Consider the following 15592-nt stretch of genomic DNA (forward strand, 5'->3'; position numbering starts at 1 on the left):
GCTCATCGCAGTTATTGCCAGTGCCACTGCGATCAACCACCAGGAAGTCATCCCGCTTTTCGATCGTCAGCACCGGGTGGTGCCAGACGCCGCGATGGTAATTAATGCCCTGCCTGCCATTACTGACAAAGGCACGGACCAGGCCTGATACAGGTGCGTCGCCAAGGGGCGCGACCACGATCAGAAAGGGGTGGCCGAGCAGCGGTATAAACGCTTGGCTGCCCAGCGGATGGCGCTCCAGCATGCACACTGTGAACGGCATGTCCTGCGCGTCGGCGCGGAAAATGCTGATGATTGCCTTATCGTCCGGCCTGGCCGTTTCGACGTCGGCCAGGCGGTGAAAGCGCCGAGTAGAACCGTTGTTGATCATGAAATGGTCGCTGCCGTCGGTTTCAATGACATCACCGAATGGGGCGAAGGCTTCCTTGGTCAGCGGTTCAATCGTCAATGTGCGCATGGTGGTCTTCTTATTCGGGTGTCTGTGGTGTTGCTTCTATCGGTATCGCGAGCAAGCGGGCTAGGCGCGAGCTTGCTCGCGACCTTTTATCTAGCGACTTTGCCCAGTACGCGCAGGCGGCTCACCCCACCGTCGGGGAACAGGTTGAGGCGAATATGGGTAATGGGCCCCAGGGTGTTGAGCTGTTCGCTGTAGGTGTGCTCGGCGTGCATGTCCATCTTCTGGCTCGGCAACAGTTCGCGCCAAAACAGGCTCTGGGTTTCGATCTGGTTGTCGGTGCCGCCTTTTACAAACGCCCCCTGGATAGAGCAACTGTCCGGGTAGTTGCCTTTGAAGTGCAGCGTGTCGACGATGATTTTCTCGACTTCGCCCGCATGCCCCAGCGCCACGATGACCCAGTCATTGCCGGGGGTGCGGCGCCGTGCAGTCTCCCAGCCGTCGCCCATATTCAGGCCGCGGCCTGGGTTGAGGATGTTGCTCATGCGGCCAAAGTGCTCGTCGGAGCAGGCCAGCGCGCGACCGCCGTTAAGGGCTGCTGCGAGGTCGATCTGTTCGTTGTCGCCCACCGCAGACCAGTCGCGGAACGGCACGCCATAGACGCGAAGGCGGGCAACGCCGCCGTCCGGGTAGATGTTGAAGCGCAGGTGACTGAAGGCTTGATCGTTCTGGATCGCGTGGTAGTGATGGCTGTTGCCTTGCAACTCCACAGCCGATAGCACTTCAACCCACTGGGTGTGTTCGGTGGGTTCACCCTCGGCCAGGAAGCAGGCTTGCAGCGAGGCCGACGGCGGGAAGTTGCCGGTGAAGAACGAGGTGTCGATGTCTACACCTTTGATCGTGCCCGCAACGCCGAGGCGGATGACGGCACTGTCATAGCCTTCAAAGCGTTTGCGGCGCGACTCCCAGCCGTCCATCCACTTGCCGTTATCATCGAAAACGCCCTCCTTCCATACGGCCGGGGCTGGCTGGAACAGACGGTTGGCATCGGCGAACCAGTCATCGGTTACCGAGATGATCTTGGTGCCCAGACGGGCGTCGGCCAAGTTGACGAACTTCTCGAAAGGTATGGGTTGCGCTTTCATTCTTCTTGTCTGCCTTTGGGTGAGTGGCTGGGGATGCGTGACCGGCCTGTGCCGGGTCGGCTTAGAGCTGGCGTAATCGGAACAGGGCGATCTTGTTGATTTCTGCCAGCGCGCACCTGAACTCGGCGTCGGCCGGGTTATGAATGCGCGCCTCGAACGCGGCGAGGATCTGGTGCCGGTCGCTGCCTTTTACCGCCATGATGAAGGGGAACTTGAACGTGGCTTTGTAGGCATCGTTCAGCTCGGTGAAGCGTTGGAACTCTTCTTCCGTGCACTGGTGAATACCAGCCCCCGCTTGCTCATGGGTGCTGGCTTCGGTGAGTTGGCCCTGGATGGCGGCTTTGCCTGCCAGGTCCGGGTGAGCGTTGATCAGGGCCAATTGGCGGGCCGGATCGGCGCTCAGCAAAATGTCACTCATGCGCTGGTGCAGGCTTTCGATGTGGTCGACGCTGGCGTCCAGGCCCAGGTCATAAGCCTGTTCGGCGACCCAGGGCGAGTGTTCGTAAATGTCGGCAAAGGCTTCGACAAACCCTTCACGGCTGAGGGTCGAAGGCTTGAGGGTCTTGAAGGCGCTCATTGGGCAGTCTCGGCAGCAAAAGGGTGGGTGGCGTGCCAGTGGCGGGCGATGTCGACACGACGGGCGAACCACACGTGTTCATGGCGTTGGGCGTATGCCACAAAACGCTGGAGCGCTGCGAGACGCGCAGGGCGGCCAATGAGGCGGCAATGCAGGCCGATCGATAGCATTTTCGGCGACTCAGCGCCCTCGGCGTACAGCACATCGAATGCGTCCTTGAGGTACTGAAAAAACTGTTCGCCTGTGTTGAAGCCCTGCGCTTGGGTAAAGCGCATGTCGTTGGTGTCCAGGGTGTACGGAATCACCAGGTGCGGCTTGCCGGCGGGCGTGTTCGGCTCCCAGTAGGGCAGGTCATCGTCGTAGGTATCGCTGTCATACAAAAAACCGCCTTCCTCCATCACCAGCCGCCGGGTATTGGGGCCGGTGCGGCCGGTGTACCAGCCCAGCGGGCGCTCACCGGTCAGTTCAGTGAGGATGCGGATGGCTTCGAGCATGTGCTCGCGCTCCAGTGATTCATCCATGTACTGGTAGTCAATCCAGCGGTAGCCGTGGCTACAAATCTCGTGGCCGGCGGTGACCATGGCGCGGATCACCTCGGGGTGGCGCTGTGCGGCCATCGCCACGGCAAACACCGTGAGCGGCACGTCGGCCTCTTTGAACAGGTTAAGAATTCGCCATACGCCTGCACGGCTGCCGTATTCGTACAGCGATTCCATGCTCATGTTGCGCGCCCCCTGCAGCGGCTGCGCGGTCACCATTTCAGAGAGGAACGCTTCCGATTCCAGGTCGCCGTGAAGCAGGTTGCGCTCGCCACCCTCTTCGTAATTGAGCACGAAAGACAGCGCGATGCGGGCGTTGCCCGGCCAGTGCGGATGGGGAGGGTTCGGACCGTAACCAATCAAGTCGCGTGGGTAGTCGGCGCTCACTACAGGCTTCCTTTTTGTGGGTGTTGGCAGTCGCCTGGCGAGGCCTGGCATCAATGCGTCGACTGATTGTATACAACTTAATAATTTCTTTGTAACCCTTATTTTTCACATTTCTCGTTTTTGTTGTTCTAAAGGAGGGGTTTTATAAAAGCTGTCTGAGTGGTCAGCTTGTGAATGGCAAGTCTTTATAGCATGGCTGTTTCAGCGCGATCGGAGACTGGTATTTTTGGTTGAAGGCGGCCGCTGAAAGCGAATATTAATTGTGTACAATTTCTTCTGTAAGTGTCTTAATCCTGCATCGCCGGCTCACTGAGTGCGCTTCAACGCGTGCCGGCAGTACTCATTCACTGGATTGGGAGGTCGAAAAATCTATGGGACGTTTGACTACGCACGTGCTGGATGCCGCACACGGTTGCCCTGGCAGCTCAATCAAGGTCGAGGTGTTTCGCGTTGAAGGTGCGCAATTGACGAAGGTGGCCACGGCACTGACCAACAGTGACGGCCGGTGCGACGCGCCGCTGTTGCAAGGGGATGATTACCGTAATGGGGTGTATCAGGTGCAGTTCAGTGCCGGTGACTACTACCGGGCACGGGGTGTGCAACTGCCGGAACCGGCCTTTCTGGATGTGGTGGTACTGCGTTTTGGCATCAGTGCTGCGCAAGATCATTACCACGTACCGCTGTTGATCTCGCCGTACAGTTACTCGACCTATCGCGGGAGTTAAGTGTTATCGAGCTGCGCATGTGGTTTTTGCCCGCTCACACTGCGGGCTTTTTTTCGCTTGAAACGGTCATCTGCAGGCGCAACCAGGTTCGCGCCTACAGATGCAGAGGGTTGTGTGAGTCAGCGGCTCAGCAGTGACGCCGTGCCAGCCATGCCGAACAGCCCGGCGCTGATACGGTTGAACCAGCTCTGGCCCTTGCCGCTGCGCAAGTAACCCGCAGCGCCGTGGGCTCCCAGGCCATAGGCCAGTTTGCAGAGCAGGTCGAGCACGGTCCACGTCGCAATCATCACCAGCAACTGCGCCAGAAAGGGCTGTTGCGGGTTCAGGAACTGCGGCAGAAAGGCGGCAAAGAACAGAATGTCTTTGGGGTTGCTCGCGCCCAGCACAAACGCCCGCCCAAACAGTGCACTAAAGCGCGGAGCAGGCGCGGCTTCAGGCACGGCCGTGGCGGTGGCGGGTTGGCGTGACTGCTTCCAGCTTTGCCAGGCCAAGTAAAACAGGTACAGCGCGCCAACGATTTTCAGGGCGCTGAACAGTTGCTCCGACGCTAACAGCAGCGCGCCCAGGCCCAGGGCCGACGCGCTGAGCAGGCAAATCGAGGCCGACACGCCTCCCACAAAAGCCGGATATGAACGGCGCAGGCCGTAATTCAAGCTGTTGCTGATCATCAATAAAGACAGTGGCCCCGGGATCAGGATGACCACCAATGCCGCGCTGCTGAACAGCAGCCAGGTTTCCAGACTCATTTTGCCCTCCATGTACAAACGCCCAGCGCAATTGCTGGGTAAGCTGATTTATGCGTTTGTATACAAATAAAGCAAGTATTGTTTTCAATTATTCCCCGTCAGGGCCAGCGGCTTTGTCCCAGTGCGGTGTTGATCGTCAGCCAACCATTCACGGCGTCTTCACCCGCTTGGGCAAACACCCGCTGCAGCAATTTGACCTGCTCGCGACGCAAGTTTTTCTCAAAGCGCACACCTTCTGTGGTCAGTTCCAGCAGGCGTTTACGTTTGTCGGTTTCGGGGGCCACGCTGCGCACCAGGTTCATTTCAATCAGTTGGCGCAACGGTGTGTTGAGGGCTTGCTTGCTGACCCCCAGCAGGGTCAGCAGTTCTTTGACGCTGACGCCGGGGTGATGGGCGATAAAAAAAACGATGCGCTGGTGAACCCGGCTCAACCCGCGACGGGCCAGCATTTCGTCCGCCTTGGCGGTAAATGCTTGATAGCCAAAGAAGAAGGCTTCCATGGCGGCACGCTGAGTGGTCGGATTTTTAAGGTCAAGCATATTGACGTATCTAGGCTTCGCGGCGTAATTTCGGTCAATCAGTTTGACTTATTTCCAATTACTTCCGCTACCGGTGATCTGTATGGCCTTCTCCGAACGTGTTTCCCGCCTGAAAAGCTCTTTGATTCGCGAAATTCTGGCTGCGGCCCAATGTCCGGAAGTCATGTCCTTTGCAGGCGGTCTGCCGGCGGAAGAAATGCTCCCCAAGGTCGACTGGACCGACATGCCCGCTTCGATGGGCCAATACGGCATGAGCGAAGGCGAGCCGGCGCTGCGTGAAGTGCTGGCCGCCGAAGCGCGCAAATTGGGTGTGAATTGCGAAGCCAGCCAGGTGATGGTCCTCAGCGGTTCGCAACAAGCCCTCGACCTGGCCGCCAAGCTGTACATCGACAAGGGCACCGAGATCATGCTCGAAGCCCCGACTTACCTGGCGGCCCTGCAAATTTTCCAACTGTTCGGTGCGCAATGCCTGACCTTCCCGCTGCAGGCCGACGGCCCGGACCTGGCGGCCCTGCGTGTTGAGCTGCAAAAGCATTCGCCTGCGTTTATCTACCTGATCCCGACTTTCCAGAACCCTTCAGCCGTGCGCTACAGCGAAGCCAAGCGTGACGCCGTTGCCGCGCTGCTGGACGAGTTCGGGGTGACCTTGATCGAAGACGAGCCGTACCGTGAACTGAACTTTGACGGCGGCAGCGCTACGCCGATCGTCAGTCGCCTGAAAAAGGCCAGCTGGATCTACACCGGTACCGTGTCGAAAACCCTGCTGCCGGGTCTGCGCGTGGGTTTCCTGATTGCCAGCCCAGACCTGTTCCCGCATTTGCTGCGCCTTAAGCAATCGGCGGACTTGCACACCAACCGTATCGGCCAATGGCAAGCCTTGCAGTGGATCGGCACCGAGAAAATGGACAGTCACCTGGCCGAGTTGCGTGATTTCTATCGTGTACGCCGTGACAGTTTCCAGTTGGCGCTGGAAGAACACTTCTCGGACCTGGCCGACTGGCATGTGCCACAGGGCGGGCTGTTCTTCTGGCTGACCCTCAAGCAGCCCTTCGACACCCGCACGTTGCTCAAGCCGGCGCTGGAACAGAACGTTGCGTTTATGCCGGGCGAACCGTTCTTCGCCAACCCGGACGAAAACGTTGGCAGCCTGCGCCTGAACTTCAGTCACATTGACCCTGCGCGTTTGCACGAAGGGTTGAAGCGACTGGCAACTGTTATTCGCCAGGCACAGGCTGCCCAGGTGGCTTAAGGGAGTTGCGATGCTCAAGGTTTACGGCGATTACAACTCGGGCAACTGTTACAAGGTCAAGTTGATGCTGCATTTGCTGGGCCTTGAGTATCAGTGGCAACCGGTGAACATTCTGAACGGAGAAACTGCCACCGCGCAGTTTCTGGCAAAAAACCCGAACGGCAAAGTGCCTGTGCTGGAGCTCGATGACGGCACGTGTTTGTGGGAGTCCAATGCGATTCTCAACTACTTGGCCGATGCCAGCGAATTTCTGCCTACTGAGCCGCGCTTGCGCACGCAAGTGCTGCAATGGCAGTTTTTCGAGCAGTACAGCCATGAGCCGTACATTGCGGTCGCGCGGTTTATCGAGTTTTACCTGGGGTTGCCCGAAGCGCGACGTGAGGAGTACCGCGCGTTACAGAAACGCGGGTACAAGGCGTTGGATGTAATGGAGCAGCAGCTTGAACGCACGCCGTATCTGGTGGGTGACCGTTACTCCATTGCGGATGTAACGCTCTACGCTTACACCCATGTGGCGCACCAGGGCGGGTTTGATTTGAGCGCTTACCCGGCCATTCAGGCCTGGTTGCAGCGGGTGGCCAGCCACCCTCGGCATGTCAGCATGCTGGGCTGAGTTCATCTCATCCACTAAAAACCGGCCAAGAGCCGGTTTTTTGTGGTCGGGTCATACCGTCGCGAACCGCTGGTTCAGGTAATCGATGATGGCCTTGGACTCATACATCCAGGTGGTTTTGCCGTCTTCTTCGATCCGCAGGCAGGGCACCTTGATCTTGCCTCCTTGCTCCAGCAGTGTCTGGCGGTCTTGCTCGTTGTGCTTGGCATCACGCAGGGCCACTGGCACATTCAGGCGGCGCAGGGTGCGGCGGGTTTTCACGCAGAACGGGCAGGCGTGGAACTGGTACAGGGTCAGGCCTTTGGCGGCAAGATCAACCTGAGCCTGAGCGGCAGCCGTACGCTGCTTTTTGCCGGGGCGGGTCAGAAAATCGCCAGCGATGATCAACTGGCCCAGGCCGACGCGAAGCGCTTTGATAAACACAGTAAAAGCCTCATGGGCAGGAAATAAGAGAAGAAGCTTACCTGAAATCGCCAGGCAGAAAAAAACCGGCGCCAAACGCCGGTTTTCCGGTTGCCTGAGTTATTTGATCAGGCTGAGAAACTCGCTGCGCGTGGCAGCGTTTTCACGGAACTCGCCCAGCATCACCGAGGTGATCATCGACGAATTTTGCTTCTCGACGCCGCGCATCATCATGCACATGTGTTTGGCTTCGATCACCACGGCCACGCCTAGCGCGCCGGTGACTTGCATCACCGCGTCGGCAATCTGACGGCTCAGGTTTTCCTGGATCTGCAAGCGTCGGGCGTACATATCGACAATGCGTGCGACTTTCGACAAGCCCAACACTTTGCCGCTCGGAATGTAAGCCACGTGAGCCTTGCCGATAAACGGCAACAGGTGGTGTTCGCACAGCGAGTAAAGCTCGATGTCCTTGACCAGCACCATTTCGCTGTTATCAGAGCTGAACAGGGCACCGTTGGTGACTTCTTCGAGGGTCTGCTCATAGCCGCGGCACAGGTACTGCATGGCCTTGGCGGCACGTTTGGGTGTGTCCAGCAGGCCTTCACGGGAGACGTCTTCGCCAAGCTGACCGAGGATGGCGGTGTAATTTTGTTCCAATGTCACAGGGCTGTTTTCCATGCGAGTTTCAGAGTGGCACCTCATCGGGTCGTACCAATATTTAACCAATCAGGCTGCTGTCGAGTTTCCCGAGCTCGTTCCAGCGTGTGCTGGCGTTGAGTCGCTGGGCAGGCGTTGATAGCCCGTCTGCACACAGAGACTCAGCCGATTGGCCATAAACGCAGGGTTCATGCCTGCCATAGGGCACATGGTAGCGTAGGTATGCCTGCAGTTGTATGGCCTGAGTGCCCGGATCTGCAGTTTTGCTCCTGCTTTCAAGGTGCGCCTGTTGGTTACGCTTGCCTGCGGAATGTACGCACAAATCCTACTTGATTGGAAGGCATAAGCTGACGCGGGTTGAGACGTCGTACCGTGGATGTGTTGAGTCTTCATGATAGCGGCAGCGAGTTAGCGCCCCTTCAACATGCTCGCTGGGTGGGGGCTGCGCGCTTGACCTTATAGGCCTGGCCTGCAGACCGCTGGCGGTTTAATAACGTTCAGGTCGATCGAGGGCGTGTTGCGTTTTTTAGGCTGCCAGGTTGAGGGTCAGGCGTTATTGAGCGTTAAACAAAACTGCCTGGTAAAAAACATGCGAATGCAGTTGGGCGCGTGCTATAAGGATTTTTAAATCCCACTCCCTATTAAAATTAAAAAAATGCCCTCGATCCTGCACTCTATTGATATCTATTCCTGGTTCTTGTTGGTCACGATGTTGCTGATTCTATGCGTATCAGCCTTTGCCGGAAAGATGGCATGGGGGGGTAAATTTAATCGTAACGCTGACTTTGACGATGAGCTGAAAATTGTACTGGGCTGTATATTGTCCATGTTTGGTTTATTGGTGGGTTTTATCCTTTCGTTTGCAATAAGCGGGTTGAACTCTCGTGTTGCGGCTGAAGAAAATGAAGCGATTGCCATCGGTAGCGCCTTCCAGCGCACGACCTTGCTCACTGAGAGCCAGCACGACCAAGCTGAGAAAATGCTGCAGGAATACTTGAAGTTACGCATCGCTTTCTTCGCCACGGAAGATGACGAAGAGCGTGCCGAGCTTCGGATGGAATCCATCAAGAAGCAGTCTTATATGTGGAGTTTAATTAGCAGGATTGCCAAAGAAAACCCGAACCCGGTGGTGGTGACCGTATTGAACGCCAGCAGCGAGCTGTATGTTGCACAGCAAAAAACGATGTCCAGCTGGCGGCATCAAATTCCCAGCGTGGCGTGGGCGCTGCTTATTCTTTCCGCGGTCTGTGCCAATTTTCTGATTGGTTACAATGCCCGGGGCAAGTTGGGCGGGAATACGCTGGTTTGTATAATGCCCGTGTTTACAGCATTGGCCTTGTTTATGATCGCGGAAATCGATGTGCCGGGCAAAGGCCTTATACAAGTGACCCCTGCCAACTTGAAAGCGCTGATATCGACTCTAGAGCAAGGTGGGTTACTGCTGCCGTAGAGCAAGGCGGCCACTTGAGGTTGCGGCTTTACGACGTGCCACTTTGAACGTTTGATAGGCGTTCGACTCGGGAGCAGACGGTCGACGCTCGATGGCGCGTGATCTTTTATAGAGCAACGGGTCACGAGCAAGCGCGTACCTACAGGTTGTTTAGGTTTTGCCGCAAGAGGGTGGTGGCCCCATTACTCGTCGCGGCCTTCCATCATGGTGCGTTTGAGCATGACATACAGGGCACCGGCCCCCCCATGTTTGGCCTGGCAGGAGCAAAAGCCCAGTACCTGCGCGTGTTGGCGCAGCCAGGTGTTGACGTGGCTTTTGATCATGGGGCGCTTACCGTCCAGGCGCACAGCCTTGCCGTGGGTAACGCGCACGCAACGCACTTCCAGGCGGGTGGCTTCGTTGAGAAACTCCCAGAGCGTTTCGCGGGCCTTTTCGACCGTCATACCGTGTAAATCAAGGCTGCCTTCGAAGCTGATCTGGCCAAGCTTGAGCTTGCGCATCTGGCTTTCCTGCACGCCGTCGCGGGCCCAGTGCAGTTGATCCTCGGGGCCGACATCAATGACGAACTGATCAGACAGGCCGTCGATGATGGTGGCATCGGTCCGCACAATGGCGTTCTGGCGTAGTTTGGCCAGTTGTGCGCGGTCGGCCTTGGGCTTGCCGGTGTCAGCCCGATCATGCTTGATCGGTTTGACACCGCGGGTTTCATTTTTGAACAAGGAAAAGTCGTCGTCTTGCATGTCAGCCTCCGCGAAGGGCTGCCAGTTTACCCAAGTTGACGACCCGCGTGCTGTCGAAGTGCCTTAGTCGCGCTTTTTCATCAGATGTGGAGCCATGTTCAGCCCCAGCGGCTGGCGCATGTGACGCCGGCGACGACGCCATAGCCAGATGCCCAGCCAGCCGACCAGCAGCCCGAACACAGCGGTGACACCAGCGCCCGTCGGGCTGGTGTCGAGTTCGCTTGGGGCAACCGGGTGCCCCAGCAGGCTGGTGATGCTCGCCAGCAGTAACAGCATGCCAAGCAGTGTCAGCAGGGCAGCCAGTGTCAGTATCAGGCGCGAACGCCAGTTGCTCGGGGTTTTGGGACGCAGGCGTCGCGCATCAAAACCATCGGCGATCTTCATTCCGATCTTTCCTTCTAGGCTATCGGCCTTTCGACAGGAACATGTAAGAGTTGTTCCTCGGGTGCACTGAAATGGGGATTTCACACTGCAGGAAGGATGTTTATCAATAGGCGGCTCAGGGCTGCCGCCTATTCACAGGCTGTGACCGATCAAATCAGATCTTGAGTCAGTGCCAGGGTGGCGAAGTTGTCATTCATGATCGCCATTTCAGTTCTCTGCACGTCGGCGGCAGGGATGATGCCGTTGCGCGTCGGCAGGTCGCGGGTTGCGCAGGCATCTTCCACCAGCGTGCAGCGGAAACCGTAGTCCTTGGCGGCGCGCACGGTGGTGCTGATGCTGGAATGGCTCATAAAGCCGCAGACGATCACATCCAGCGTGCCGAGCTTTTCCAGAGTTTTTTGCAAGCCGGTGTCGTTGAACGCGTTGGGCATGCGTTTTTCGATAATCAATTCATCACCTTGAGGCTCCAGCCCCTTGATGAATTCACCGCGCTCGCCGTGCGGGTCGAACATGCCGCCAACGGTACCCAAGTGGCGGACATGCACCACAGGGCGCTTGGCCTTGCGGGCCGCTTCGAGCAGGTGAGCGATATTGGCCGTGGCCTCGTCCATGCCGGACAAGGCCAGAGGCCCGCTCAGGTATTCCTTTTGTGCATCGATGATCAGCAGGCTGGCATTGCTCAGATTTGCGGCTGCGTAACCACGCCCAGTGAGTTGAAACATCGTCTTTAAAGCGGACATTCGGGGGCTCCTTTGTGTGGGGCTTTTGAGACATTCTCCACTGGCGGAGCGTTTATGTGAATGGCTAGTCGTGTAAGCAGCGTGGTTGTTGGGCTACAGCGATGTCAAGCCAGCGCGGTAAAAGCCCAAAAAGTACAAAGTGGAGGGTTTTCGGATGTTTCTGAGGGGGGCGGTGCCGCTTAAACGGCGCGCGCGATTACCGTCGGGCACAACTTTAGCCGCGCCGGGGTTTGGCTGTTAGAATCTCAGGTCGATTTTGAGGAGTAAGACCGTTGATCACTTCCCGTCTGCGCACACTGCGCGACCATATTCGCTGGGCTGTCAGTCATTTTCATGGGGAAGAGCTGTTTTTCGGTCACGGTACCGACAACGCCTGGGATGAAGCTCGCCAACTGGTGTTGGGTGCGTTGAACCTGCCGTGGGAAATAGCTGACAGTTACCTTGACTGCCGCCTTGAAGACGATGAGTTGGTTAACCTGCAACATTTGCTGAAACGGCGCATTGAAGAGCGCGTGCCCACGGCTTACCTGCTGGGTGAGGCGTGGTTCTGCGGCCTGTCGTTTATCGTTGATGAGCGTGTGTTGATTCCGCGTTCGCCCATTGGTGAGCTCATCGAAAACCGCTTCGAGCCGTGGCTGGGTGCTGAACCTGCGCGCATTCTTGATTTGTGTACCGGCTCGGGTTGTATCGGTATTGCCTGCGCCTATGAATTTCAGAATGCGGAAGTGGTGTTGGCGGACCTGTCATTTGAGGCGCTGGAAGTGGCGAACCAGAACATTGAGCGCCATGGCGTCGATGAACGTGTGTACACGGTCCAGGGGGACGGGTTTGACGGGTTGCCGGGCCAGCGCTTCGATTTGATCGTTTCAAACCCACCGTATGTGGATGCTGAAGATTTTGCCGACATGCCCGCTGAATATCAGCATGAGCCGGAACTGGGCCTGGCCTGCGGCGATGACGGCTTGAACCTGGTGCGGCGCATGCTCGCTGAAGCTGCCGACCACCTGACCGAAAAGGGCTTGCTGATTGTTGAGGTGGGCAACAGTCTGGTGCACGTTGAGTCGCTGTACCCTGAAGTGGACTTCGCCTGGCTGAAGTTCGAGCGCGGCGGGCACGGGGTGTTTATGTTGACCGCCGAACAATGCCGTGACCATCAGGCGCTGTTTGCGTCACGCGTTTAAAACGGCTAGCGCACCCGGTGCCCGGCGGGCTTACCGGTGTGTCGCTATCCAGATCAGCAGCGCGGCCTGAAACACGGCAAAGGCCACGAGGCAGGTGATGGTGAAACGAAGGCCGATATCCTCGCGCTGAAAGCGGCTGATACGGTCTTCCTTCTCGCGCAGTCGGACTTCCTGTTCCAGCAGGTTCTGTTCTGCCTGCTGGAGCATCTGTGCGGCGTCAAGGGTGCTGACCACTTGCACTTTCTCCGTGTTCCAGGCGCCATACAGCTCGCTGATCTGGACGGTGTCGATGCGCGCCTTGCGCTGCTGCGCATCTTCATACACCACATCAAACCCTTGCGTGCGCAGGCTGTGATCGCGGCGCTGGCGAGTGTCTTCGTTCAAGGCGTCCCGGGTGGGCAACTCAATGCTGTCAAAGGAATAGCGCGAGCCTTTCTGTTGCAGCCATTGAATGCCCTGAGCCATCACAAACCTCCCCAGGCCGCGATTCACGGGCTCAACCTGTAACCCGCGCTCAGGGCTGATGCTGACGCGTCGGGTGGCATGGTCGAGCCATATGTCGAGCTGATTTTGCTCCTTGCGCACGTGTTGGCCGGGCAGTGAAATCTTCAGGCGCAGCAGGCTCACATCCTTGTCGGTGCGTTCGGCGTACTCGAACTGCACGAAGCGCAAAGGCCGTGCGCCGGTGCTGCGGTCGGTCTGCAAAGGGGCAAGGCGCAGCAGGCTAAAGTGTTCGGGCTGAACGTCTGCCCACGGCAAGGGTTGCGCCTCGGGCGAAACCGGCGCTTCAGATGCGGTCGTGTGAGAAGGGGTGTCGCTCATAACGGCAAAGTCCTGTGAAAGCCCGAGGTGCCAGCAGCGCAAAGACGGCTGACAAGGGGTTATCGGCCGTTATGCGCGGTACTGGAGGGCTAACGCTTCAGGAAGCACTCACTTTCGTGATGAATTGCACAATTCGCGTACCCAGTTCGCTGGCAAGGCGTTGATAGGGGTCGTTGTAGGACTGAACCTGCAGCTTCATGTCCATGGGCACAATGCGCATCACGTGGTTCATGCCGTCGATCAAGGTCAATTCGGCATCGGGCTTGGCGGCCTTGAGCAGGCGCGCATCGTCGACGTCGACCTGGATGTCGTGAGTGCCCTGAATGATCAGCGCGGGCATTTTCAGTGCCCCGAATGCCCGCGCCGGGTTGTAGTGCAATAAGCTGATCAGGTAAGGCTGGACGCTGGGGCGGAAGATGACGTGCAGCGCTTCGGGCACGTTATCGTCGGTGCGGCCGGCTTCCAGCGTGCTGATCAATTGATTGCTGCGCTCCAGCAAGGCAGGCGGCAAATGATTGCGCTGCAGTTGCTCGCGCAACAGTTGGCCGATGGGGCGTGCGGTGCCGGCAATGGAAATCACGCCTGCCGTGTCGACCTGCGGCGCGGCGAGGGTGGCGATCAGCGCACCTTCACTGTGGCCCAGCAAAAACAGCGGGCCAAAGCGCGGGTCGGACTTGAGTTGCTTGCCCCAGCCCACGGTGTCTTGCACGTACTGTTCAAGGGTGAGGGTGCGTTCGTCAGGCCCGGCGGGTTCGCTTTGGGCAATGCCGCGTTTATCAAAGCGCACACTGGCAATGTTGTGCTGCGCCAGGAGTTGGGCCAATTTGCGCAAGCTATCGTTGCGCCCGCCTATGGTGTTGTTGCCGTTGCGGTCGGTGGGGCCGGAGCCCGCGATCAGCAGCACGACGGGCACCGGCGTGGCGCTTTTTGGCAGCACGAGTGAGCCATACAGCGTGCCCGTCGGCGTATTCAGCTCAATGGGGCGCAGCAGCACGCTGGGGGCCGCGGCGTGGGCCAGGCCGCAGAACAGGGTCGCCATTATCACTAGTATCCTTAGCATCATTTCGCCATATTGCTCTGAGTGCCTGTAAGACCCGCCCGAATGAAGAAGGTTCGAGGATGAACTACAGGGGCAGCCTGCGTATACTGGCGGGCTTAGTTATCCACGCTGAGTTTTATCGGCTGATTTTTGCGGAGCGCCCTGCATGTCCGGCAATACCTACGGCAAGCTGTTCACTGTCACCACCGCTGGCGAAAGCCATGGTCCGGCGTTGGTCGCCATTGTCGATGGCTGCCCGCCCGGGCTTGAGCTGTCCCTGGACGACTTGCAGCGCGACCTCGATCGCCGCAAGCCCGGCACCAGCCGCCACACCACACAGCGCCAGGAAGCCGATGAAGTCGAAATCCTCTCCGGCGTATTTGAAGGCCGCACCACCGGTTGCGCTATTGGTTTGCTGATTCGCAATACCGACCAGAAGTCCAAGGACTACTCGGCCATCAAGGACCTGTTCCGCCCGGCCCATGCCGACTACACCTACCACCACAAATACGGTGAGCGCGATTACCGTGGCGGCGGGCGCAGTTCGGCCCGCGAAACCGCCATGCGGGTGGCTGCGGGAGCCATTGCGAAAAAGTACCTGGCAACCCAGGGCATTGTCATTCGTGGCTACATGAGCCAGTTGGGCCCGATCGAAATTGCGTTCAAGACGTGGGATTCGGTTGAGGACAACGCATTTTTCAGCCCTGACCCAGACAAAGTGCCTGAGCTTGAGGCCTACATGGATCAACTGCGCCGCGATCAGGACTCAGTGGGTGCCAAAATCACCGTGGTTGCCGAGGGTGTGATTCCAGGCTTGGGCGAGCCGATTTTCGACCGTCTGGACGCCGAACTGGCCCATGCGCTGATGAGCATCAACGCGGTCAAAGGCATCGAAATTGGGGCGGGCTTTGCCAGTGTGGCCCAGCGTGGCACCGAGCACCGCGATGAACTGACCCCCGAAGGTTTCCTCAGCAACAACGCGGGCGGCATTTTGGGCGGTATTTCGTCCGGCCAGCCGATTGTGGCGCACCTGGCCCTCAAGCCGACGTCGAGCATCACCACGCCCGGTCGCTCGATTGATACCAACGGCAACCCGGTGGACGTCATCACCAAAGGCCGCCACGACCCGTGCGTGGGCATTCGTGCCACGCCGATTGCCGAAGCCATGATGGCCATCGTGCTGATGGATCACTTGCTGCGCCATCGCGGGCAAAATGCCGATGTACGTGTGAATACACCTGTGTTGGGCCAGCTGTAATG

Annotated in this window: 19 protein-coding genes; 6 read left to right on the plus strand and 13 right to left on the minus strand. The window is 58.1% G+C overall.

Annotation, left to right across the window (positions count from 1 at the left end):
- The 4 genes from Q1W15_RS12720 to puuE form a co-directional block, all read right to left on the minus strand.
- The coding region (locus Q1W15_RS12720; protein WP_300728834.1) for an ureidoglycolate lyase at window positions 1–457 on the minus strand (457 nt) is incomplete at its 3' end.
- Window positions 458–543: 86 nt separating this feature from the next.
- Window positions 544–1539, minus strand: coding sequence for an allantoicase (gene alc / locus Q1W15_RS12725; RefSeq protein WP_300728837.1), 996 nt, complete (start codon window positions 1537–1539; stop codon window positions 544–546).
- A gap of 61 nt (window positions 1540–1600) precedes the next feature.
- A complete protein-coding gene (uraD, locus tag Q1W15_RS12730) occupies window positions 1601–2116 on the minus strand; it encodes a 2-oxo-4-hydroxy-4-carboxy-5-ureidoimidazoline decarboxylase (protein ID WP_300728840.1) in 516 nt (171 codons plus the stop codon).
- The gene (gene puuE, locus Q1W15_RS12735; protein ID WP_300728843.1) at window positions 2113–3042 is read right to left on the minus strand and encodes an allantoinase PuuE; all 930 of its coding nucleotides are present in this window, start codon (window positions 3040–3042) and stop codon (window positions 2113–2115) included. The genes uraD and puuE overlap by 4 nt, the downstream gene beginning before the upstream one ends.
- A 371-nt stretch (window positions 3043–3413) precedes the next feature.
- Between puuE and uraH the strand changes: the two genes are divergently transcribed.
- Window positions 3414–3767 carry a hydroxyisourate hydrolase gene (uraH, locus tag Q1W15_RS12740; protein WP_300728846.1) on the plus strand — a complete coding sequence of 118 codons (354 nt, stop codon included), beginning with the start codon at window positions 3414–3416 and terminating at the stop codon, window positions 3765–3767.
- Between the two features lie 119 nt (window positions 3768–3886).
- On the opposite strand, the gene Q1W15_RS12745 is transcribed toward uraH, so the two are convergent.
- A complete protein-coding gene (locus Q1W15_RS12745; RefSeq protein WP_300728849.1) occupies window positions 3887–4513 on the minus strand; it encodes a LysE family translocator in 627 nt (208 codons plus the stop codon).
- 98 nt (window positions 4514–4611) lie between these two features.
- Window positions 4612–5052, minus strand: coding sequence for a MarR family transcriptional regulator (locus Q1W15_RS12750; RefSeq protein ID WP_300728852.1), 441 nt, complete (start codon window positions 5050–5052; stop codon window positions 4612–4614).
- 82 nt (window positions 5053–5134) lie between these two features.
- On the opposite strand from Q1W15_RS12750, the gene Q1W15_RS12755 reads away from it, so the two are divergent.
- Both Q1W15_RS12755 and Q1W15_RS12760 read left to right on the plus strand, forming a co-directional pair.
- Complete coding sequence (locus Q1W15_RS12755) at window positions 5135–6301, plus strand: PLP-dependent aminotransferase family protein (protein WP_300728855.1); 1167 nt, start codon at window positions 5135–5137, stop codon at window positions 6299–6301.
- A 10-nt stretch (window positions 6302–6311) separates the two neighbouring features.
- Window positions 6312–6914: a glutathione S-transferase family protein gene (locus tag Q1W15_RS12760; RefSeq protein WP_300728858.1), complete on the plus strand. Its 603-nt coding sequence runs from the start codon at window positions 6312–6314 to the stop codon at window positions 6912–6914.
- 51 nt (window positions 6915–6965) lie between these two features.
- On the opposite strand, the gene Q1W15_RS12765 is transcribed toward Q1W15_RS12760, so the two are convergent.
- Window positions 6966–7337 (minus strand): glutathione S-transferase N-terminal domain-containing protein, encoded by a 372-nt coding sequence (locus Q1W15_RS12765; protein ID WP_300728861.1) that lies wholly within the window; start codon window positions 7335–7337, stop codon window positions 6966–6968.
- A gap of 99 nt (window positions 7338–7436) precedes the next feature.
- On the minus strand, window positions 7437–7982 hold the full coding sequence (gene folE / locus Q1W15_RS12770; protein ID WP_019826593.1) for a GTP cyclohydrolase I FolE: 546 nt from the start codon (window positions 7980–7982) through the stop codon (window positions 7437–7439).
- Window positions 7983–8631: 649 nt separating this feature from the next.
- Here folE and Q1W15_RS12775 point away from each other — a divergent pair.
- Window positions 8632–9426: a hypothetical protein gene (locus Q1W15_RS12775; RefSeq protein ID WP_300728868.1), complete on the plus strand. Its 795-nt coding sequence runs from the start codon at window positions 8632–8634 to the stop codon at window positions 9424–9426.
- A 182-nt stretch (window positions 9427–9608) separates the two neighbouring features.
- Here Q1W15_RS12775 and Q1W15_RS12780 read toward each other — a convergent pair whose 3' ends face one another.
- The 3 genes from Q1W15_RS12780 to Q1W15_RS12790 all read right to left on the minus strand — a co-directional run bounded on the left by Q1W15_RS12780 (window position 9609) and on the right by Q1W15_RS12790 (window position 11290).
- Entirely contained in the window at window positions 9609–10166 is a 558-nt protein-coding gene (locus Q1W15_RS12780; RefSeq protein ID WP_300728871.1) for a Smr/MutS family protein, read from the minus strand.
- Window positions 10167–10229: 63 nt separating this feature from the next.
- A complete protein-coding gene (locus tag Q1W15_RS12785; RefSeq protein ID WP_300728874.1) occupies window positions 10230–10550 on the minus strand; it encodes a hypothetical protein in 321 nt (106 codons plus the stop codon).
- Between the two features lie 149 nt (window positions 10551–10699).
- Entirely contained in the window at window positions 10700–11290 is a 591-nt protein-coding gene (locus tag Q1W15_RS12790) for a cysteine hydrolase family protein (protein WP_300728877.1), read from the minus strand.
- Between the two features lie 272 nt (window positions 11291–11562).
- On the opposite strand from Q1W15_RS12790, the gene prmB reads away from it, so the two are divergent.
- Window positions 11563–12471 (plus strand): 50S ribosomal protein L3 N(5)-glutamine methyltransferase, encoded by a 909-nt coding sequence (gene prmB / locus Q1W15_RS12795; protein ID WP_300728880.1) that lies wholly within the window; start codon window positions 11563–11565, stop codon window positions 12469–12471.
- A gap of 30 nt (window positions 12472–12501) precedes the next feature.
- Here prmB and Q1W15_RS12800 read toward each other — a convergent pair whose 3' ends face one another.
- A complete protein-coding gene (locus Q1W15_RS12800) occupies window positions 12502–13293 on the minus strand; it encodes a hypothetical protein (RefSeq protein WP_300728883.1) in 792 nt (263 codons plus the stop codon).
- Between the two features lie 97 nt (window positions 13294–13390).
- Entirely contained in the window at window positions 13391–14356 is a 966-nt protein-coding gene (locus tag Q1W15_RS12805) for an alpha/beta fold hydrolase (protein WP_300728886.1), read from the minus strand.
- Between the two features lie 142 nt (window positions 14357–14498).
- On the opposite strand from Q1W15_RS12805, the gene aroC reads away from it, so the two are divergent.
- Window positions 14499–15590, plus strand: a complete 1092-nt coding sequence (aroC, locus tag Q1W15_RS12810; RefSeq protein WP_300728888.1) for a chorismate synthase — start codon at window positions 14499–14501, stop codon at window positions 15588–15590.
- The last annotated feature ends 2 nt before the right edge of the window (window positions 15591–15592 follow it).

This window comes from Pseudomonas sp., assembly GCF_030150285.1.
Classification (GTDB): domain Bacteria; phylum Pseudomonadota; class Gammaproteobacteria; order Pseudomonadales; family Pseudomonadaceae; genus Aquipseudomonas.